We start from the raw sequence: 20,582 nt of genomic DNA, 5'->3' as shown, positions 1-20,582 counted from the left end.
ATTGAATTTTGTAATTGATAAATTGGAGGGTTTACATGTAGAATTTTCAAAGCTTGTTTCCATGATGAATTACGCTCGCTATACAACAATGCAAGCAGTGGAAAGTTTAACAATTGAAGAACTTGATTATTTATATGATAAGGAAGCAAATTCAATTGGCATGTTATTGTATCATATGGCTGCTATTGAATTTTACTACCAGATTCATACTTTTGAAGACCGTGAACCAACGGAGGCTGAATTAGAACGCTGGTTACCTGGCATTGAATTAGGCGATCTTGGGCGTGAGAAAATAAAAGGAAACGCTATAGAATTTTACATAAATACATTACAAGAAGTACGTTCCAAAACAATCGAGACTTTTCAATCGTTACCTGATGAATGGTTATTTAAAACGACAGACTTTTGGTATGACAAACCAGCAAATAACTATTTTAAGTGGTTTCACGTTTTTGAAGATGAAATCAATCATCGTGGACAAATTCGTTTACTTAAAAAGATGCAAAAAGCTCATGCAGTAAAATGAGAAAATGCCACCGAATAAGGTGGCATTTTCTTTTATTCATTAACGAATAGCTTTTCGTTTACTATTTTAGTGACTACCACTACCAACATTAATATGCATATTAAATATAGCATTTTCGCAATAAACAACCACCCTTGAAACATTACAATTCCATCTATTATCTCATTTCCTTTCCATAACAAAAACGGAATTGTACTGATTATAATGACAAATTCGATGCTGAAAACCATTTTCTTTTTTCGACTATATGCTTTCCATTCATTCCAGCGATACATAGGAGCAAAAATCAATACTCCTATACATAATATAACTGGTACCCATTCACTGTTAAGAAATTGTCCTGAAATAATTGATAATAGTAAACAAACTAGCACACCATAATATCCTATTTTTTCTCTCATTCGTACTCCCCCATTCTACTTCTCCTTTAATATGTAACTTGCTATACTTATAACAATTCTTAGAAAAATAACAACTATAATTACAAGATAAAGAACGTTTGCAGAAGACATCCATTCTTGAAAAATAGACATTTTCTCCATTTGTTTCTGACCCTCTATTAAAATAACCCCTGCGAACAATGAGCAAACAACGATGATACCTATCATAATTCCGATACTTTTTACTGTATTGTTTCATACCATCCCAGTTATATAAAAGTATAAATACAAACCCGAAAACAGGTATAATACTTATCCATTCATTGTTTGTAAATAGCTTTAAAATGATTAATAGACTACAAGATATGATAAATCCCAAAAATCCAATTTTTTTGTGCATAAGCCCTCCTCAAATTCCATTTTTAGGATTAATTGTATTGTAACATCCATTTTTTATCCTTACCATTGCAGTACATGAAATTTTACCTTTTTTTCTGTTTCTTATACTCACATACTTTCCCTACTTTCATACAATAAACTACACGATTGCCTAAGGATGTGAATGTTATGGGAGTTGAATTAACGCTATTACACGCTCTCTATGTTATTTGTTTACTCACTATTATTACCTTTTTTATTCTCCGGAAAGATACTACAATTATTTGTATCGTTTTTATCTTTTTATTAGCATTAACTGCTACAAGTTCTATCCCTCTTGCCGTTAGCGGCATTTTTCAAAGTTTTATTTACGCCATTACTGAGCTATTACCAACTATATTAATCATTTCTATTATTGTATCCATGAGCAATTTACTCGTTCATACCGGTATAAATGATACAATGATTTCACCATTTACAAAGATGATTCGTACCCCTACCCTCGCCTACTGGATTATTGGCCTTTTAATGATGACAATTTCTTTCTTCTTTTGGCCTTCTCCCGCTGTCGCATTAATGGGAGCTATTTTATTACCGGTTGCTGTACGCGTAGGTCTCCCCCCAATTGGAGTAGCAATTGCTATGAACTTATTCGGTCATGGGATTGCTTTATCCGGCGACTTCGTTATACAAGGCGCACCAAAATTAACCGCAGACGCTGCTGGTCTCCCTGTTTCCAGCGTCGTATCTGCAAGTGTTCCACTCGTTATCGTTATGGGCGTTGTGACAACTTCCGTCGCTTTTTTCTTCTTACGAAAAGAGTTTCATACAGGCTTAGCTATACAAGAATCTATTCTATCAACTGAGTCTTCTAAAACGCTCACTTCATTATCTCCTCGCACAAAGAAATGGCTCGCTATTTGTATCCCTATCGTATATATCATTGATATCCTTTGCATGATTCAATTTCAACTACAAGGAAGCGACGCAACTGCACTTATCGGCGGAACAACTGTTATTATGATTATCATCATTTCTCTCATCGCCTACAAAGGTAATGGACTGAATAAAACGACCGATTATTTCATAGAAGGGCTCCAATTTGGCTTTAAAATTTTCGGACCAGTTATTCCTATCGCTGCACTCTTTTATTTAGGAGATAGTGGCTTTGTGAAAATTATCGGGGACTATTTACCGAAAGGTTCACATGGAATCATTAACGACTTAGGCATCGCTTTATCTCAAACTGTTCCTTTAAATCAATATGTATCGGCAGGGACATTAACCATCGTTGGTGTCATTACCGGCTTAGATGGATCAGGTTTTTCAGGTATATCACTTGCTGGTTCCATTGCCAATCTTTTTGGAACAGCACTTGGCCATGGAACAGCTACATTAACAGCACTCGGGCAAATTGCAGCTATATGGACCGGGGGCGGGACGTTAATTCCTTGGGCACTTATTCCTGCTGCTGCAATTTGCAAGGTAGATCCATTTGAACTGGCACGCCGAAACTTTTTACCGGTTGTTATCGGTTTAATTGTCACCACTATCTTTGCGATGTTTATTTTATAACGTAAGCAAGTGTTCTCTTGCTTACGTTTTTTCTTGTAAAATTCATCATGAATTACTGGTTTTCAACAGGGATTCGTTATCCCTTAGCGAAATTATATTAGGAGAGTAATTTTTTCAAAACGTTTACGAGAAACAGATTACTGCAATTAGAAAAGGGGACATAACTATGAATGAATTGATTTTCGTCTTATTAATTTGTCCATTATTTATCTTTATCGTATCTGTTATTGGAACACGCAAAACGAAAACGTATTACGTAATGCCGATTGTAACGTTTGCTAGTTTTTTAATAATAGGTGTTATCGCCTTTACTCCAAAATTTTTCTTTTGGGTTGGCATGTACAGCATCTTCTCGTTTATCGTTTCTTATATGACGCTATTGTTTGTGAAAGGATATGAGGTTGCTGAAAACGCTAAATAGTTGTTAGCAAGGAGACAGCAATATGATTTTCTTTGATATTGATGGAACTTTACTTGATTATGAGGCTGCTGAAAGAAATGGTATTATAGATTTTTTTCAAATATATATTTACTTCTAGTGAACTTGGTATATCGAAACCAGATCCTGAAATTTTTCACAGAACCGTATTACAATCGAACCTTGAAATGAAAGATTGCTATTATATTGGCGATCGATTAGAGACTGATGCGATTAGTAGTACAGCAGCTGGGATGCAAGGGATATGGTTGAATCGGGATAACTCACAACTCAAGTACGATATTCCTACTATCTGTTCGTTACATGAAATTATAACAATGATATAAAAAAACGACCGCGTTCCCCCGCGGTCGTCTTTTTTCGTGTTACGCTGTGATCCAAGCTTCGTTAGCTGGATTTTTACGCCACTCTTGTAATTTTTTCGTTTCAGCTTGTCCAATCATACCTTTTTCTGCTGCAACTTCAGTTAATGCACTGTAATCACTTAAAGAATATGATGCTACGTTAGCTGCTTCTAGTTTTTCTTTTCCTGCTTCTAACTCATATGTGAAGATTGATACGATTCCTAATACTTCACATCCAGCTTCGCGAAGTGCTTCTACACATGTAATTGCACTACCGCCAGTTGAAATTAAGTCTTCTACTACTACGACTTTTTGACCTTTTTCAGCTTTTCCTTCGATTTGGTTCCCTTTACCGTGACCTTTTGCTTTACTACGTACGTAGCACATTGGTAAATCCATACGATCGCTTACCCATGCAGCGTGCGCAATACCAGCAGTTGCTGTTCCTGCAATAATTTCTACAGTTGGGAAGTGCTCTTTAATTAACTCTTCTAATCCAGCTGCAATCGCTTGACGTACTTTTGGATAAGATAAAGTTAAACGGTTATCACAATAAATTGGTGATTTCATACCTGAAGACCAAGTGAATGGATCATTCGGTTGTAAAAATACTGCTCCAATTTCTAATAAATGCGATGCGATTTCTTTTTTCATACTGTTACACCTTCCCACTGTTGTTTTACTGTTTTATACGCTTCAAGCGGATTTTCTGTTTTTGTAATACTACGTCCAACTACGATGTAGCTTGAGCCAAGTTCCCTCGCACGTTTCGGTGTTGCTACGCGCACTTGGTCATTTACATCATCGCTTGCAAGACGAATCCCCGGTGTTACTGTTACAAATTCATTTCCGCATACTTCACGTAATTTTGGAACTTCAAGTGTTGAACAAACAACGCCATCAAGTCCACTTTCTTTCGTTAATTTTGCATAATGAGCAACCGCTTCTTCTAACGTTTTCTCAATGCCGATCTCTTTTTTCATCATAGCTTCCGAAGTGCTTGTTAGTTGTGTAACTGCAATACAAATCGGTCTCTCTTTTCCTTCTTGCTTACCTTCCTCTAATCCCTCAATCGCAGCTTTCATCATGCTGCTTCCCCCAGCAGCATGAACATTTACCATATCAACATCTAGACTAGCTAGGCTACGCATAGCGCTTTTTACTGTATTCGGAATATCATGAAGTTTTAAATCTAAGAAGATCTTATGTCCCTTTTCTTTTAAGTACGTAATAATCGCAGGGCCTTCTTTGTAAAATAACTCCATACCTACTTTGACAAATAACTCTTCCCCTTCAAAGTGGTGTAAGAATTGTTCTACTTCTTGTTTCCCTGGAAAATCTAGTGCAACGATTAACGACTGTGACATGTTTGCTTCCAGCTCCTTCCTTGACATTCCGAAATGTGATCAAATCCTAATTCATCTAATAATGCTGGTAACTCTTCAATAATTGTCGGACATACGAACGGATCGATAAAGTTCGCTGTACCTACTGCAACTGCGCTTGCGCCAGCATAGAAGAATTCAATTACATCTTCAGCTGTTTCAATACCACCCATTCCGATAATTGGAATGTTAACCGCTTGGCTTACTTCATGTACCATGCGAATTGCTACTGGCTTAATCGCAGGACCTGATAATCCGCCTGTACGGTTTGCTAAAATTGGTTTAGCTGTTTTTAAATCTAGACGCATACCAAGCAATGTATTAATCATCGTTAAACCATCTGCACCTGCATTTTCAATCGCTTTTGCAATTTCTACTATGTTTGCCACGTTCGGTGACAATTTCACGTATACAGGTACTTCAGAAACCTCTTTTACTCGCTTCGTTAAATCAGCAGCAATTTCAGGATTTGTACCAAAGGCGATACCACCTGTTTTTACGTTCGGACAAGAAATGTTTAATTCTAGTGCATGGACATTAGGCGCTTTAGAAATTTCCTTCGCAACCGCTACGTAATCCTCAGCTTGTGAGCCTGCAACGTTTGCAATAATTGGAAGGTCAAATTGTTCTAACCATGGTAATTCCGAATTCATTACTTTGTCTAATCCCGGGTTTTGAAGTCCGATTGCATTTAGCATGCCCCCTGGTGTTTCAGCAACACGAGGCGTTGGATTTCCATAACGTGGTTGTTCTGTCGTCGCTTTAATCATGATTGATCCTAGTACACTTAAATCGTAAAACTGTGCATATTCACGACCAAACCCAAAGCATCCAGATGCCGGTATAATTGGATTTTTTAATGATAATCCTGGTAATTCAACTTGCAATCTGTTCATAGTACAACCTCCCCGATTGGAAATACTGGTCCGTCGCTACACACCTTCTTGTAAGAATGTCCACTTGGATCTTCTTGTAAGTGGCATACACATGCGAAACAAGCTCCAATACCACAGCCCATACGTTCTTCTAATGAAATATAGGCTTTTTTCTCTTTGTAACGTCCTTCTAATGCACGAAGCATCGCTAGCGGACCACATGAATAAAGAATATCAAAGTCAATTCCGTAATTATCAATTACATCTGTGACAAATCCTTTTGTACCGTGTGTACCGTCTACTGTCGCAACGTACGTATCACCAAGTTCTGCAAATTTTTCTTCATAGAAAACTACATCTTTCGTTTGAAAGCCTAAGATGTGAATAACACGTACACCTTTTGCAACGAGGCGCTGTGATAATTCATAAAGTGGTGGTACACCAATTCCCCCACCTACTAGTAAAGCTGTTTGACCAGCTTCTGCTTCTTCTACAGGAAAACCGTGTCCTAATGGTCCTAGTACATCTACCATTTCACCTTGTTTTCTAGTTGCTAATGTTTTTGTCCCTTGTCCTTCGGCACGATATAGCATTGTAAATTCGTTCTTCTCTTGATCTACATTACAAATACTAATTGGGCGGCGCAGAAGGGGCGCAATGCCCTCTGCTACCTTAATGTGTACAAACTGCCCTGGTTCGTTCATTTGCTGTACTAACGTTCCTTGAAGCACTAATTCGTAAATATTTTTTGCGATTTCTTTTTGGTTAACGACGATCATATTTTGCTTTTGCATCATGCATGTACCACCTCGTGACGCTTTGTTTGCGTAATTTCTTTCATTGAATGAGCTGAGAATGTCATAGATTCTAATACTCGTAAGATTGCTCTTGTTGTATCAAGTGATGTTAAGCAAGCCACACCATTTTCTACTGATTCACGGCGAATGCGGAAACCATCACGCGCTGGTTGTTTACCTTTTGTTAATGTGTTAATTACAAACTGTGCTTTTCCTTGACGGATAATATCTAGTAAGTTGTAGTCTTCAGAATCAATTTTGTTTACAACTTGTACTGGGATATTTTGCTCTTCTAATGATTGTGCTGTTCCAGCTGTTGCTAATAAGTTATAGCCGATTTCGTGGAAACGTTTTGCAATTTCCATCGCCTCTTCTTTATCTTTATCCGCTACAGTAATGATTACTGAGCCGTGCGTTGGGATGTTAATTCCAGAAGCAACTAATCCTTTATATAATGCTTTTTCAAGCGTTAAGTCTTTACCCATTACTTCCCCTGTTGATTTCATTTCAGGTCCTAATGTTGTATCAACTGAGCGTAGTTTCGCGAATGAGAATACCGGAGCTTTTACATATACTTCTTTCTCTTCTGGGTGATAGCCAGTTCCGTATCCTTGCTCTACTAGGTCTTGCCCTAAAATAACTTTCGTTGCAACATTCGCCATCGGTACGCCTGTAATTTTACTTAAGAACGGTACTGTACGGCTTGCACGTGGATTTACTTCAATTACGTACACTTGATCTTTGAATACTACAAACTGGATATTTAGTAATCCAACAATGTTTAATCCTTTTCCAAGTGCAATTGTATGTTCAATGATTTGTTCTTTTAGTTTTTCAGATAAACTTTGTGGTGGATATACTCCAATTGAGTCACCAGAGTGAACTCCAGCGCGTTCAATATGTTCCATAATACCTGGAATGAATACATTCTCACCATCGGAAATTGCATCTACTTCAATTTCTTTACCAACCATGTAACGGTCGATTAATACTGGGTGATCTGCATGAACCTTAACTGCATTTTTCATGTAGTGCAGTAGTTCTTCTTGACGATATACGATTTCCATCGCACGTCCACCTAGTACGTAAGATGGTCTTACTAATACTGGGTAACCAATTTCTTCTGCGATTGCTACCGCTTGTTCTACAGTCGTTGCTGTTTTACCAACTGGTTGCGGGATGCCAAGTTTTGTTAAAGCAGCTTCGAATTTATCACGATCTTCTGCACGGTCTAAGTCTTCAAGTGATGTTCCTAAAATTTTCACACCGTGTTCTTCTAGTTTCGCTGCTAAGTTAATTGCCGTTTGTCCGCCGAACTGAACGATAACACCTTCTGGTTTTTCTAAATCGATAATATGCATTACATCTTCAATCGTTAATGGTTCAAAGTATAATTTGTCAGAAATACTGAAGTCTGTTGAAACTGTTTCTGGGTTGTTGTTAATGATAATTGCTTCATATCCAGCTTCTTTAATTGCCCATACTGAGTGAACTGTTGCGTAATCAAACTCAACACCTTGACCAATACGGATCGGACCAGATCCTAGAACTACTACACTCTTACGATCTGTTACAATCGATTCATTTTCGTCCGCATATGTGCTGTAGTAATATGGCGTTGCAGATTCAAACTCTGCCGCACAAGTATCTACCATTTTGAATACTGGCATCATATTATTTTCTTTACGCATATCGTAAATTTCGCGCTCCGTTTTGTTCCAAGCTGCTGCAATGTAGTGATCGCTGAAGCCCATTTCTTTTGCAGTTTGTAGTACTTCCATATTTCCTACATTCGCTTTTACTTCACGTTCCATATTTACGATGTTTTCAACTTTTTGTAAGAAGAAGAAGTCCATTTCACACCATTCATTGATTTCTTCTTTCGTTACACCTTGACGAATTGCTTCTGCTACAATAAACAGTCGTTCATCATCCGCTTTAATGATACGTTTTTTCATCGTTTCTTTATCAAGTTCTTTTAAGTGGTCTAATTCTAAGTGATAAATGCCAAGCTCTAAAGAACGAACTGCTTTTAGTAATGATTCTTCTAAGTTACGTCCGATTGACATAACTTCACCAGTTGCTTTCATTTGTGTTCCAAGCGTTCTGTTCGCTGATTCAAACTTATCAAACGGCCAACGTGGAATTTTTGAAACAACATAGTCTAACGCTGGCTCGAAGCAAGCGTAAGTTTTTTGTGTTACTGGGTTTACGATTTCATCTAACGTTAAGCCGACTGCAATTTTTGCTGCTAATTTCGCAATTGGATATCCAGTTGCTTTAGATGCTAGTGCAGATGAACGACTTACACGTGGATTTACTTCGATTACATAGTATTGGAAGCTATATGGATCTAGTGCAAGCTGAACGTTACATCCACCTTCAATTCCTAGTGCACGAATAATTCGTAATGACGTGTTACGTAACATTTGGTATTCACGGTCGCTTAGCGTTTGGCTCGGTGCTACAACGATTGAATCACCTGTATGAACACCGACTGGATCGATATTTTCCATGTTACACACTACAATCGCGTTATCATTTGAATCACGCATTACTTCGTATTCAATTTCTTTACAGCCAGCAATACTTTTCTCTAATAAACATTGTGTTACTGGGCTATGTTTTAAACCACTTGTTACGATTTCAATTAGCTCTTCTTCGTTATGACAAATTCCACCGCCCGTTCCTCCTAATGTGAACGCTGGTCGAACGATTACTGGGTAACCAATTTCGTTTACAAATCCATATGCTTCATCAAGGTTATGAATAATTTCACTTGGTGGTGTTGGTTCATTTAAATCTTGCATTAATGTACGGAATAAATCACGATCTTCCGCTTGCTCGATTGCTGATAATTTTGTTCCTAAAATTTCAACTCCGCACTCGTCAAGTACGCCTGATTTTGCAAGTTCAACAGCCATGTTTAAACCTGTTTGACCACCTAATGTTGGTAGGATTGCATCAGGACGTTCTTTACGAATAATACGGCTTACGAATTCTAATGTTAATGGCTCGATGTATACTTTATCTGCTGTTGCAGTATCCGTCATAATTGTTGCTGGGTTAGAGTTAACAAGGATTACTTTGTAACCTTCCTCTTTAAGAGATTGACAAGCTTGTGTACCAGAGTAGTCAAACTCCGCTGCTTGCCCAATTACAATTGGTCCTGATCCGATTACTAAAATTGTGTTAATGTCTAGGCGTTTTGGCATAACTCTTCCCCTTCTTTCTTGAAGTTTTCAATCATTGTTAAGAAATCTTCGAATAAATCATTTGCATCTTCTGGTCCGGCTGAAGCTTCTGGATGGTATTGTACTGTAAATGCCGGGAACTTCTTATGACGAAGACCTTCTACCGTTCCATCGTTTAAAGCAACATGTGTAATTTCAAGATCTGTATTTTCAACTGATTCTTCTTCTACTGCGTATCCGTGGTTTTGAGATGTAATTGCTACTTTTCCAGTTGCAAGATTTTTTACTGGATGGTTTAAACCACGGTGACCAAATTTCAACTTACTTGTATTTGCACCTGATGCTAGAGCGAACAATTGATGTCCTAGGCAAATTCCGAATAAAGGAACTTTACCGATAATGTCTTTTAACATTTCAATTGCTTCTGGTACATCTTTCGGATCTCCAGGTCCATTACTTAACATAATTCCATCTGGACTAAGGCGTAAAATTTCTTCCGCTGTTGTGTTGTAAGGAACTACAATTACATCACAGTCACGCTTATTTAATTCTCGTAAAATACCATGTTTCATACCGAAGTCTACTAGTACAACTCGGTGACCACGACCTGGGCTTGGGTATGGATCTTTCGTTGATACGCGTTTTACATGATCTGTAAATACTGTCGCTTTTAATTGGCTTACAATGTACTCTATATCTGCATCCATGTTACAAAGGCGTCCACGTAATGTACCGTATTGACGAATTTTTCTCGTTAATTTTCTCGTATCAATCCCTGCTAATCCTGGGATATTTCTTTCTTTCAAATAATCATTTAACGAAATTTCATTACGGAAGTTTGATGGGTGATCACAAATTTCGTTTACGATTAAACCATTTACAGATGGGTGAATGGATTCAAAATCGTCACGGTTAATGCCGTAGTTTCCGATTAATGGGTACGTGAATGTTACGATTTGACCGCAATATGATGGATCAGATAATGTTTCTTGATATCCAGTCATTCCTGTTGTAAATACAACCTCACCTGACTTTTCGATTTCGCCTCCGAAACCTGTTCCAATTAATACTGTTCCATCTTCTAAGATAAGTTGTCTTTTCATACTAATGCACTCTCCTTTTGCCATGCGATCTTACCACCAACGATTGTCATTACCGGCCATCCTTGGCATTTCCAACCTGCGAATGGTGTATTTTTTCCTTTTGATAAGAATGTTGTTGGGTCAATCTCTTCTTCTTGTTCTAAATCAATGATTGTAATATCAGCTGCTCTACCTTCTTTTAGGCGACCTGCTTCTAAGCCGAATGTATCAGCTGGCTTTTCTGTTAAGAATTGAATTAACTGTTCTAGCGTAATAACTCCCTTTTTCACAAGGTTTGTGTATAGAAGCGGGAATGCTGTTTCAAAACCAGTAATTCCAAACGGTGCTCTTTCAATTCCTTGTGCTTTCTCTTCCGCTGTATGCGGTGCATGGTCAGTTGCGATCATATCGATCGTTCCATCTAATAAACCTTCAATTAATGCTGCATGGTCTTCTTTTCCACGAAGCGGTGGGTTCATTTTAAAGTTAGGATCAGCTGATGGGATATCATCTTCACATAACACTAGGTGATGCGGTGTTACTTCTGCTGTTACTTTAATTCCAGCGCGTTTCGCATCACGGATTACACGTACAGAACCTTTCGTACTTACATGACATACGTGATAGTGGCAATCTGCTGCTTCAGCAAGCAGTATATCCCTTGCAATATGTACAGATTCACATACTGATGGGATACCGTTTAATCCGTGTTTCTCAGAAAACTTCCCTTCATGTACACAACCTTTATTAATAAGCGTATTCTCTTCACAGTGCGCAACTACTGCCATATCTAATTTTGCTGCACGTTTCATAGCCGCTAACATCATACTCGCATCTTGTACGCCTACACCGTCATCTGTGAAAGCAAATGCTCCAAGTTCTTTTAATGTTTCGAAATCTGTCATTTCAGAACCAGCTTGACGTACTGTAATTGCTCCGTATGGTAGTACGTTAACATGAGCTTTTTCTTCAATACGTTTTTGCAAGTCTTCCATATGTTCTCTGCAATCTGGTACCGGGCGTGTATTTGGCATTGCGCAAATTGTAGTGAATCCACCTTTTGCCGCTGCTAGTGTACCTGTTTCAATTGTTTCTTTATGTTCACCACCTGGTTCACGAAGATGTACGTGTACATCTACTAATCCAGGTGCGATTAACTTTCCGTTCACATCGATTACTTCAGCATTATCTGCCGTAATATTTTCTGCTACCTTAGCGATTTTACCGTCTTGTACGAGAAGATCCGTTGCTACGATTTTTCCTTCTTCATTCATATAACGACCATTTTTAAACAAATAATTCATGTTTCATTCCTCCTAATACATTTGGTAAGGCGCGTTTTAGTACAGCCATTCTTACGTAAACTCCATTTTCCATTTGTTTAAATATGCGTGAACGCTCACATTCAACAAGTTCACTTGCAATTTCAACATCACGGTTTACAGGAGCTGGATGCATAATAATGCTTCCTTCTTTCATACGCTTTTCTCTTTCTACTGTTAATCCGTGTTTCTCATGATATTCTTTCATAATGTCTGTTTCATAATGATCATGACGCTCATGTTGTACACGGAGTAACATCATTACATCAACTTCTGGAACAAGTTCATCTAATGGTTTGTATGTTCCAAATGTGTTGTCTTCATCTTTCCACTCTTCTGGACTTGCAAAGTAAATCGTTGCACCAAGCTTTGTTAATGCTTCTGCATTAGAACGTGCTACTCGGCTATGACGAACATCTCCTACTATTGCAATCTTCAAACCTTCAAATCTTCCAAACTCTTGTTTAATTGTAAGAAGGTCCAGTAGGCACTGCGTTGGGTGGTTTCCGCATCCATCTCCAGCGTTTAAGATTGGAATATTCACCTGATCTTTTAGTTCATCGAAGTAGCGATCTTGCTCGTGGCGGATGACCACTGCTTTTGTTCCGATTGATTCTAGTGTTCTTATCGTATCGTATAGAGTTTCTCCTTTTTGTACGCTAGATGCATCAGCTGAAAAGTTTAAAACATCAAGTCCTAATCTCTTCTCAGCAACTTCAAAGCTAAATCTCGTTCTCGTACTATTCTCAAAGAACAAGTTCGCAACAAAAGTTTGCTCTGTCGTTTTGCTCCCTTTTCCATTCGCAAAATCTTCTGCATCTTTTAGGATTTCTGAAATTTCTACTTCCGATAATTCACTCATCGTTAACAAATGGCTCATCGTCATCCCTCATCTTTCTGATTTTTATGTTACCACTTTTGAATTTTTATAACAACCTTTGCATAAAAATACCCTAGTCATGTGAGACTAGGGTGCAAGAAAGAAGCCACCCTTTCCGGTCTCACAGGACTGAATTAAAAGGTTATTATTATGAAGCAATCTGCTTAGATTGTTTTATTTGTTTCGTTTCCGGTAGTAGTAGATTTAACAGTACACCTACAATTGCTGCTAATGCCATTCCTTCTACTTGGAATGATTCTCCTACATGAAGTACCGCTCCACCAATACCGATTACTAATATTACTGATGCAATCATTAAGTTTCGTTTGTCACTTAAATCTGTTTTATCATCTACCATCATGCGTAATCCGCTTGATGCGATTACACCGAATAGTAAGATTGATACACCACCCATAACTGGTGTTGGGATCGAATGAATCAGTGCAGAAATCTTACCGATAAATCCGAACATGATTGCAAATACTGCTGAACCGATGAATAAGTATACACTGTATGCTCTCGTAATTGCTAGCACACCGATGTTTTCACCATACGTTGTATTCGGTGGCCCACCGATTAGTGACGCGATTAATGTTGCTACTCCGTCACCGAAGATTGAACGGTGTAAACCTGGTTTTTCAATTAAATCTCTTTTAATAACATTTCCAAGAACAATTTGATGTCCGATATGTTCTGATATTGTTACTAGTGCAACTGGTACCATCAAGAGTACAATCTTCCATGAAAACTCTGGTGTGTATGTTACAAATGGTACTGTGAAATCTGGTACAACAAACCATTTTGCCTCAGCTACCGGCTTTAAGTCTACTAGCCCTTGGAAGTAAGCGAAGATATATCCGCCGATAATACCAAGTAACACTGGTATGATACTGAAAAATCCTCTTCCAAATATCGAGCATATAATTGTAATTGCTAATGTTACTAACGCTACTGAAAAGTGTGTAAAGCTATATTTGCCATCCGCACCGTTCATCGCCATGTTAACTGCTGTATGTGCTAAAGCTAGACCGATTACCATTACTACTGGACCAACTACGATTGGTGGTAGTAATTTCATAATCCACTCTGATCCTGATTTCTTAATTCCGAGTGAGATTAAGATGTACACAAGTCCTGCTAGCAAACCACCAAGCATTGCCGCTCCCGGTCCACCTGCCGTTTTCGCTGTTATAATCGGTGCGATAAAGGCGAATGATGATCCTAGATAAGCAGGTACTTGACCTTTCGTTATAAGAAGAAACGCTAACGTTCCTAATCCACTTGATATTAATGCTACTGATGGATTCAATCCTGTTAAAAACGGAACAAGCACTGTTGATCCAAACATCGCGAACAAATGTTGTATACTTAAAAATAACCATTTTCCCGGTTTCGGTACTTCATTAACGTCTAACACTGGCTTTTGTTCCATTGTTACATCCTCCTTCAGTTTAAATCTTTGCAATAAAAAAACTCTTTGTGCCTGTGCACAAAGAGTCCTACACTTTCGTATGCCAAATTTGACATATGAAAGCCAAGACCCTTTGGCAGCCTCACAGGACTACATTTAAAAGGGCTTTACTTATCGTATATGCTTACTCGATCTTGTTGATCTGTCTCTTGCAAATCAACTTCGATACGCTCTTCACTTGATGTTGGAATATTCTTCCCTACATAATCAGCGCGAATTGGTAATTCGCGATGACCTCTATCAACAAGAACCGCCAATTGGATTTGAGATGGTCTACCTAAATCCATAAGAGCATCCATTGCTGCTCGAACTGTTCTTCCTGTATATAATACGTCATCCACAAGGATAACTTTTTTCTTCGTAATATCTACAGGGATATCAGAACCTTTTACAAGTGGTTCTTTATTTTTCGATTGTAGTGTTAAATCATCACGATATAACGTAATGTCTAACTCTCCAACTTCCATTTCTTTTCCTTCAATTTGACCAATTCGTTCTGCCAAACGTTGTGCAATAAAAATTCCACGAGTTTTAATTCCGACAAGAACACAATTATCGACACCTTTATTTCGTTCCACGATTTCATGACTAATTCGTGTTAAAGCGCGGCGAATCATTTGGTCATCTAAAACGACAGCTTTCTCTTGCATGCTCTACACCTCCAAGCTTTTTTCTTGCGTGAGAGTAATGGTATAAAAAAAGTCCTCTCAGCGTGTGCGAGAGGACTTTTGAAAAAAGGGTACAACATACCCTAAGTATTTCAAACCGTTACCTTCTCAACCTCACGGGGCTGTGTTAAAGGATCATTATTTAACTGTTGTCAGTATCTCAGTTTTCTTATGATTTGTCAATACTATTTTCGTAAAATATTTAATGCGTCTTCAAACACTTCTGGAATCGGTGCCTCAAACTGAATATATTCACCAGTACGAGGATGATCAAAGCCTAAAATACCCGCATGAAGTGCTTGTCCATTCATATCTAACGTTTTCTTCGGACCATACTTCGGATCTCCTGCAAGTGGATAGCCAATATATTTCATATGAACACGAATTTGGTGCGTACGTCCCGTTTCTAAGCGACATTCTACAAGTGTAAAGTCTTTAAAGCGTTCTAACACTTGGAAATGCGTAACAGCGTTCTTACCATTTTCATCAACTGTCATACTTTGACGCTCTTTCTTATCACGAGCAATCGGAGCATCAATCGTTCCCTTATCATGCGGAATCACACCGTGTACAATCGCTTTGTAACGTCTCGTTACTGTTTTTGCTACAAGCTGATTTACAAGCGATTCATGTGCCATATCATTTTTAGCAACCATTAATAGTCCAGATGTATCTTTATCGATACGATGCACGATACCTGGACGCATTACACCGTTAATGCCTGATAAGTCTGTACAATGGTGCATAAGGCCATTTACAAGTGTACCACTTGTATGCCCTGGTGCTGGATGTACAACCATACCACGTGGCTTATTTACAACAAGCACATCTGCATCTTCATAATAAATTTCTAAATTTAAATCCTCTGGTTGAATATCTAACTCTTCTGGTTCAGGAATTGTTACTGTAATTTCATCTTCTTCTTTTACTTTATAATTCCCTTTTACCGCTTTCCCGTTTACTGTCACAACTTCATCTTTAATCCATTGCTGCACTTGCGTACGTGACCATTCGTTATTTATCCCTGTAACAAATTTATCAATTCGCTCGTTTTTTTGCTCTGCTGCAACTGTTACTTGTACTACTTCACTCATTCAATTACTCCTTCGCTTTCTTGCCTTCTAATAATGTTTGAATAATAATTAATACAACACCAATACATAATGCTGAATCAGCTATATTGAATACTGGATAGTTGTACGAGAAAATATACACGTGAATGAAATCCACTACTTCTTGTCTAAATACACGATCAATAAAGTTACCAATTGCCCCGCCCAAAATTAGGCCTAACGAAATACCTAGAAGCTTGTCTGTTTTCGCATACTTTTTCATATAAAATACAATAAACACTACAAAAACAACTGTAATAATGTAGAAGAACCACATTTTATTTTCTAAAATACCCCAAGCAGCGCCTCTATTTCGATGTGATGTTATGTATAATACATTGTCGATAATCGGAATACTCGTACCCAATTCCATGTTCTTTACAATTAACCACTTCGATATTTGATCGATAGCAATGACGAATAACGCTATTACATAATATATCATTTTCATTTCCCCCACAAAGACAGTGTACCTCAAAATTTTAGCATAGCTGCTACCTTTTCACAATGAACCTTTATAGAAGAATAAAATAAATTAAAAAAAGGTAATATAATATCGTTGTGCGTATTCATACATTTACCTTTTCATAAAAGAATTCATGAATCGTACGGGCAGTCGGCATTGTCTTCATTTGCTTTGTCGAAATTAATCTCCCCGTATCTTCACAAATACCATACATGTCTATTTCCATTTTAAATAATGCGCGTTCTACATCCTTTAAATCCTCTTTTATATCATGTAATAGCAATTTTTTCTTTATCTCTTCCTTAATTTCATATCCAAGCTCTTGGCTGAACTCGACATCATATTTGTGCATTACTTCTTTAGCTAGTCTCTCTTGCAACTCTTTTCTCATCAATTGCAATTCTTCTTTTATTTCCATGTAAATTTCATTCACGTGTACATTCCTCCTAGCTGTAATGTACAGTTAGTGTGTCCGAAATTTATTTGCTTACCTCACACACATTTTTCCTTCACAGGAAAGAGTCTGAAAGTGATTTTGATATGCCATCAACAAAAAAACTGACTGCATCAATAGCAGTCAGCTTTTTTTATTATTTTACATAGTTTTCTTTAACAACTGTTGCACAACGCTCACATAATGTTTCATGTTCAGCATCTTTACCAATTGTTTCTGAAACTACCCAACAACGTTCACATGTTTCACCAGTTGCTTGAGCAACAACAACCGCTGTATGTTCATACTTCGGTGCATCTGCTGGCGCTTCATCCATCATACCACCAAGTTTATACTCAGAAACGATGAATAATTGCTTTAAGTCTTCGCTAATAGACTCTAACATAGCTTTCATTTCTGCAGTTGGATATAGCGTAATGCTTGCATTTAATGACTTACCGATTACTTTTTCATTACGTGCTACTTCTAGTGCTTTTAACACGTCATCACGTAATGTCATAAATGCATCCCATTTTGTTTTTAACGCTTCCGCGTCATCTAATTGTACAGCTTCTGGCATATCAGTTAATTGTACACTTTCTTCTGTTACGCCTGGAATGTATGGCCATACTTCATCAGCTGTATGCGGTAAGATTGGTGTTACAAGTTTCGTTAACGCAACAAGAACATCATATAATACAGTTTGAATCGCACGACGATCTTCGTGGTTTGCACCTTCAATATATAAAATGTCTTTTGCAAAGTCTAAATAGAATGAACTTAAATCAATTGTACAGAAGTTATGAATTGCATGATACACAGCAGCGAAGTCGTATGTCTCATATGCTTCTTTAACTTTTGTAATTAAGTCATTTAATTTCACTAACATGTAACGATCTACTTCACGAAGTTCAGCTACAGCTACTGCATTTTCACTTGGCTTAAAGTCGTCTAAGTTTCCTAATAAGAAACGGAATGTGTTACGGATTTTACGATACACTTCTGCTACTTGTTTTAAAATATCATCTGAAATACGTACGTCAGATTGATAGTCAACAGAAGATACCCATAAGCGTAAAATGTCTCCGCCTAATTGATCCATAATTTTCTTCGGTACGACGATGTTTCCAATCGACTTACTCATCTTACGTCCTTCACCATCTAGTACGAAACCGTGACTTAGTACGCCTTTATATGGAGCTTTACCTGTTACAGCAACTGCTGTTGATAATGAAGAGTTAAACCAACCACGATACTGGTCAGATCCTTCTAAATATAAATCAGCTGGACGCTGTAAATCTTCGCGCTCTTCTAATACCGCTTGGTGAGAAGAACCTGAATCGAACCATACATCCATGATGTCTGTTTCTTTACGGAATTCGCCATTTGGGCTACCTGGATGTGTAAATCCTTCTGGTAATAGATCTTTCGCTTCACGCTCGAACCATACGTTAGAACCGTGTTCACGGAATAAATCTGCTACATGGTTAATTGTTTCATCCGTAATAATTGGATCACCATTCTCAGCATAGAATACCGGAATTGGCACACCCCATGCACGCTGACGAGAAATACACCAGTCACCACGGTCACGAACCATATTATGAAGACGAGTTTCTCCCCATGCTGGTACCCATTTTGTTTCTGCTACAGCTTCTATTAATTCTTTACGGAATGCTTCAATAGATGCAAACCACTGTGCTGTCGCACGGAAAATAATTGGTTTTTTCGTTCTCCAATCATGTGGGTATGAATGTGTAATGAATGTTAGTTTCAGTAACGCGCCTACTTCTTCTAATTTTTCTGTAATTGGTTTGTTAGCTTTATCATAGAATAAGCCTTCAAATCCAGGTGCCTCATTTGTTAATACACCTTTATCATCGACTGGGCAAAGTACTTCTAATCCATACTTTTTACCAACAACGAAGTCATCTTCCCCGTGTCCTGGTGCTGTATGAACACAACCTGTACCTGCATCTGTTGTTACGTGGTCTCCTAGCATAACTAATGAATCACGATCGTAGAATGGATGTTTTGCAACTGTGTACTCAAGTTCGCTACCTTTTACTGTTTTCACAACTTCAGCATTTTCCCACTCTAACGTTTTTGCAACTGTCTCAAACAGCTCAGAAGCAATGATATATTTCTCATCGTTTACTTTTACAATGCTATATTCAAGCTCTGGGTGAACAGAAATACCTAAGTTTGCAGGTAATGTCCAAGGTGTCGTTGTCCAAATGATGTACTTTTCATCACCTTCTAATACGTTCTTTCCATCTTTTACAGGGAATGCTACGTAAATAGATGCTGATTTTTTATCTTGATATTCAATTTCAGCTTCCGCTAAAGCAGATTCACTCGTTGGAGACCAGTAAACTGGTTTTTGACCTTTATAGATATAACCTTTTTTCGCCATGTCACCAAACACTTTAATTTGTTGTGCTTCATAAGCTGGCTCTAAAGTAATATATGGATTATCCCAATCTGCACGTACACCTAGACGCTTAAATTGTTCACGTTGACGTTCTACTTGTTCATATGCATACTCTGCACATAACTTACGGAACTCAGCAACTGTCATTTCTTTACGTTTTACACCTTTATTTGTTAAAGCTTGTTCAATTGGTAAACCGTGCGTATCCCATCCTGGAACATATGGCGCACTAAAACCAGTCATTGATTTATAACGAACAATAAAGTCTTTTAATACTTTATTTAATGCATGTCCCATATGAATGTCACCATTCGCATATGGAGGTCCATCATGCAATACAAATAAAGGACGTCCTTTTGTATGTTCTTGTACTTTTTCGTAAATATTCATTTCAGCCCATTTTTCTTGCATTGCAGGCTCACGTTTTGGTAAATTCCCACGCATTGGGAACTCTGTTTTTGGCATCAGTAATGTATTTTTGTACTCCATGCTCAATTCCTCCTTACATGTATAAAAGAAACACTTAAAAAACGGAATAAAAAAGAGACCTTCTCATCCCAAAAAGGGACGAGAAAGTCTCCCGCGGTACCACCCTAGTAGATCATATACATATGTATAGAATCCTCTTTATATTCTTAACGCGAATACACGCCTACGCTTACTCTATTTGTTCAGCGCGGAACTCCAGGGTGATATTCCCACTATCTCCTTATCCTGAGCTTACACCATCCTCAGTTCGCTATATAAGGTTTGAAAAGGTACTTATCCCTATCTTCGTTTTTCTTAATAAATATGTTGTTTAAAATTATATGTAATAATGA

Annotated in this window: 18 protein-coding genes, 2 pseudogenes and 1 other annotated feature; of the genes and pseudogenes, 4 read left to right on the top strand and 16 right to left on the bottom strand. The window is 37.9% G+C overall.

Annotated features, from left to right (window positions below; translation table 11 throughout):
* Position 1: 1 nt before the first annotated feature.
* Positions 2–526: a DinB family protein gene (locus MKY38_RS02925; RefSeq protein WP_341048031.1), complete on the top strand. Its 525-nt coding sequence runs from the start codon at positions 2–4 to the stop codon at positions 524–526.
* Between the two features lie 32 nt (positions 527–558).
* On the opposite strand, the gene MKY38_RS02920 is transcribed toward MKY38_RS02925, so the two are convergent.
* Both MKY38_RS02920 and MKY38_RS02915 read right to left on the bottom strand, forming a co-directional pair.
* Positions 559–927 carry a YoqO family protein gene (locus tag MKY38_RS02920; RefSeq protein ID WP_001208250.1) on the bottom strand — a complete coding sequence of 123 codons (369 nt, stop codon included), beginning with the start codon at positions 925–927 and terminating at the stop codon, positions 559–561.
* A 15-nt stretch (positions 928–942) separates the two neighbouring features.
* Positions 943–1,306 (bottom strand): annotated as a pseudogene (locus MKY38_RS02915) (YoqO family protein).
* Positions 1,307–1,473: 167 nt separating this feature from the next.
* On the opposite strand from MKY38_RS02915, the gene MKY38_RS02910 reads away from it, so the two are divergent.
* The 3 genes and pseudogenes from MKY38_RS02910 to MKY38_RS02900 all read left to right on the top strand — a co-directional run.
* Positions 1,474–2,859: a hypothetical protein gene (locus MKY38_RS02910; protein WP_017672855.1), complete on the top strand. Its 1,386-nt coding sequence runs from the start codon at positions 1,474–1,476 to the stop codon at positions 2,857–2,859.
* 166 nt (positions 2,860–3,025) lie between these two features.
* Positions 3,026–3,280, top strand: a complete 255-nt coding sequence (locus MKY38_RS02905) for a YbeF family protein (RefSeq protein ID WP_001003915.1) — start codon at positions 3,026–3,028, stop codon at positions 3,278–3,280.
* Between the two features lie 92 nt (positions 3,281–3,372).
* Positions 3,373–3,624 (top strand): annotated as a pseudogene (locus MKY38_RS02900) (HAD family hydrolase); the annotation flags it as partial.
* 39 nt (positions 3,625–3,663) lie between these two features.
* On the opposite strand, the gene pyrE reads toward MKY38_RS02900, so the two are convergent.
* The 14 genes from pyrE to ileS2 all read right to left on the bottom strand — a co-directional run bounded on the left by pyrE (position 3,664) and on the right by ileS2 (position 20,250).
* On the bottom strand, positions 3,664–4,296 hold the full coding sequence (gene pyrE, locus MKY38_RS02895; RefSeq protein WP_000711440.1) for an orotate phosphoribosyltransferase: 633 nt from the start codon (positions 4,294–4,296) through the stop codon (positions 3,664–3,666).
* Positions 4,293–5,009, bottom strand: coding sequence for an orotidine-5'-phosphate decarboxylase (gene pyrF, locus MKY38_RS02890; protein WP_070180470.1), 717 nt, complete (start codon positions 5,007–5,009; stop codon positions 4,293–4,295). The genes pyrE and pyrF overlap by 4 nt, the downstream gene beginning before the upstream one ends.
* Positions 4,994–5,923, bottom strand: coding sequence for a dihydroorotate oxidase B catalytic subunit (gene pyrD / locus MKY38_RS02885; protein ID WP_001081049.1), 930 nt, complete (start codon positions 5,921–5,923; stop codon positions 4,994–4,996). The genes pyrF and pyrD overlap by 16 nt, the downstream gene beginning before the upstream one ends.
* Complete coding sequence (gene pyrK, locus MKY38_RS02880; protein WP_000983359.1) at positions 5,920–6,699, bottom strand: dihydroorotate oxidase B electron transfer subunit; 780 nt, start codon at positions 6,697–6,699, stop codon at positions 5,920–5,922. Before pyrK ends, pyrD begins: the two co-directional genes overlap by 4 nt.
* On the bottom strand, positions 6,696–9,914 hold the full coding sequence (gene carB, locus MKY38_RS02875) for a carbamoyl-phosphate synthase large subunit (RefSeq protein ID WP_001126101.1): 3,219 nt from the start codon (positions 9,912–9,914) through the stop codon (positions 6,696–6,698). Before carB ends, pyrK begins: the two co-directional genes overlap by 4 nt.
* Entirely contained in the window at positions 9,899–10,996 is a 1,098-nt protein-coding gene (locus tag MKY38_RS02870) for a carbamoyl phosphate synthase small subunit (protein WP_065222957.1), read from the bottom strand. Before MKY38_RS02870 ends, carB begins: the two co-directional genes overlap by 16 nt.
* Positions 10,993–12,279 carry a dihydroorotase gene (gene pyrC / locus MKY38_RS02865; protein WP_001108367.1) on the bottom strand — a complete coding sequence of 429 codons (1,287 nt, stop codon included), beginning with the start codon at positions 12,277–12,279 and terminating at the stop codon, positions 10,993–10,995. The genes MKY38_RS02870 and pyrC overlap by 4 nt, the downstream gene beginning before the upstream one ends.
* Positions 12,263–13,177 carry an aspartate carbamoyltransferase gene (gene pyrB / locus MKY38_RS02860; RefSeq protein ID WP_065222955.1) on the bottom strand — a complete coding sequence of 305 codons (915 nt, stop codon included), beginning with the start codon at positions 13,175–13,177 and terminating at the stop codon, positions 12,263–12,265. Before pyrB ends, pyrC begins: the two co-directional genes overlap by 17 nt.
* Positions 13,178–13,325: 148 nt before the next feature.
* The gene (gene uraA / locus MKY38_RS02855) at positions 13,326–14,609 is read right to left on the bottom strand and encodes a uracil permease (RefSeq protein WP_000435928.1); all 1,284 of its coding nucleotides are present in this window, start codon (positions 14,607–14,609) and stop codon (positions 13,326–13,328) included.
* A gap of 146 nt (positions 14,610–14,755) precedes the next feature.
* Positions 14,756–15,298 carry a bifunctional pyrimidine operon transcriptional regulator/uracil phosphoribosyltransferase gene (pyrR, locus tag MKY38_RS02850; RefSeq protein WP_001156491.1) on the bottom strand — a complete coding sequence of 181 codons (543 nt, stop codon included), beginning with the start codon at positions 15,296–15,298 and terminating at the stop codon, positions 14,756–14,758.
* 203 nt (positions 15,299–15,501) lie between these two features.
* Complete coding sequence (locus tag MKY38_RS02845; protein WP_000005833.1) at positions 15,502–16,410, bottom strand: RluA family pseudouridine synthase; 909 nt, start codon at positions 16,408–16,410, stop codon at positions 15,502–15,504.
* A gap of 4 nt (positions 16,411–16,414) precedes the next feature.
* Complete coding sequence (gene lspA, locus MKY38_RS02840; RefSeq protein ID WP_000642180.1) at positions 16,415–16,873, bottom strand: lipoprotein signal peptidase LspA; 459 nt, start codon at positions 16,871–16,873, stop codon at positions 16,415–16,417.
* 124 nt (positions 16,874–16,997) lie between these two features.
* The gene (locus MKY38_RS02835) at positions 16,998–17,327 is read right to left on the bottom strand and encodes a molecular chaperone DnaK (RefSeq protein WP_001002955.1); all 330 of its coding nucleotides are present in this window, start codon (positions 17,325–17,327) and stop codon (positions 16,998–17,000) included.
* Positions 17,328–17,484: 157 nt separating this feature from the next.
* A complete protein-coding gene (gene ileS2, locus MKY38_RS02830; RefSeq protein ID WP_000455951.1) occupies positions 17,485–20,250 on the bottom strand; it encodes an isoleucine--tRNA ligase in 2,766 nt (921 codons plus the stop codon).
* 71 nt (positions 20,251–20,321) lie between these two features.
* Positions 20,322–20,545, bottom strand: a binding site (T-box leader).
* Positions 20,546–20,582: the final 37 nt, after the last annotated feature.

The organism is Bacillus sp. FSL R5-0585, assembly GCF_038004545.1.
In the GTDB taxonomy this organism is placed as follows: Bacteria; Bacillota; Bacilli; order Bacillales; family Bacillaceae_G; genus Bacillus_A; species Bacillus_A cereus.
This window is presented reverse-complemented; position numbering and strand designations above follow the sequence as displayed.

Bases quoted from the DNA above. Each gene is read 5' to 3' on its own strand.
- MKY38_RS02920 (WP_001208250.1), bottom strand. From the start codon at position 927: ATGAGAGAAAAAATAGGATATTATGGTGTGCTAGTTTGTTTACTATTA.
- MKY38_RS02910 (WP_017672855.1), top strand. From the start codon at position 1,474: ATGGGAGTTGAATTAACGCTATTACACGCTCTCTATGTTATTTGTTTA.
- MKY38_RS02905 (WP_001003915.1), top strand. From the start codon at position 3,026: ATGAATGAATTGATTTTCGTCTTATTAATTTGTCCATTATTTATCTTT.
- pyrE (WP_000711440.1), bottom strand. From the start codon at position 4,296: ATGAAAAAAGAAATCGCATCGCATTTATTAGAAATTGGAGCAGTATTT.
- pyrF (WP_070180470.1), bottom strand. From the start codon at position 5,009: ATGTCACAGTCGTTAATCGTTGCACTAGATTTTCCAGGGAAACAAGAA.
- pyrD (WP_001081049.1), bottom strand. From the start codon at position 5,923: ATGAACAGATTGCAAGTTGAATTACCAGGATTATCATTAAAAAATCCA.
- pyrK (WP_000983359.1), bottom strand. From the start codon at position 6,699: ATGATGCAAAAGCAAAATATGATCGTCGTTAACCAAAAAGAAATCGCA.
- carB (WP_001126101.1), bottom strand. From the start codon at position 9,914: ATGCCAAAACGCCTAGACATTAACACAATTTTAGTAATCGGATCAGGA.
- MKY38_RS02870 (WP_065222957.1), bottom strand. From the start codon at position 10,996: ATGAAAAGACAACTTATCTTAGAAGATGGAACAGTATTAATTGGAACA.
- pyrC (WP_001108367.1), bottom strand. From the start codon at position 12,279: ATGAATTATTTGTTTAAAAATGGTCGTTATATGAATGAAGAAGGAAAA.
- pyrB (WP_065222955.1), bottom strand. From the start codon at position 13,177: ATGAGCCATTTGTTAACGATGAGTGAATTATCGGAAGTAGAAATTTCA.
- uraA (WP_000435928.1), bottom strand. From the start codon at position 14,609: ATGGAACAAAAGCCAGTGTTAGACGTTAATGAAGTACCGAAACCGGGA.
- pyrR (WP_001156491.1), bottom strand. From the start codon at position 15,298: ATGCAAGAGAAAGCTGTCGTTTTAGATGACCAAATGATTCGCCGCGCT.
- MKY38_RS02845 (WP_000005833.1), bottom strand. From the start codon at position 16,410: ATGAGTGAAGTAGTACAAGTAACAGTTGCAGCAGAGCAAAAAAACGAG.
- lspA (WP_000642180.1), bottom strand. From the start codon at position 16,873: ATGATATATTATGTAATAGCGTTATTCGTCATTGCTATCGATCAAATA.
- ileS2 (WP_000455951.1), bottom strand. From the start codon at position 20,250: ATGGAGTACAAAAATACATTACTGATGCCAAAAACAGAGTTCCCAATG.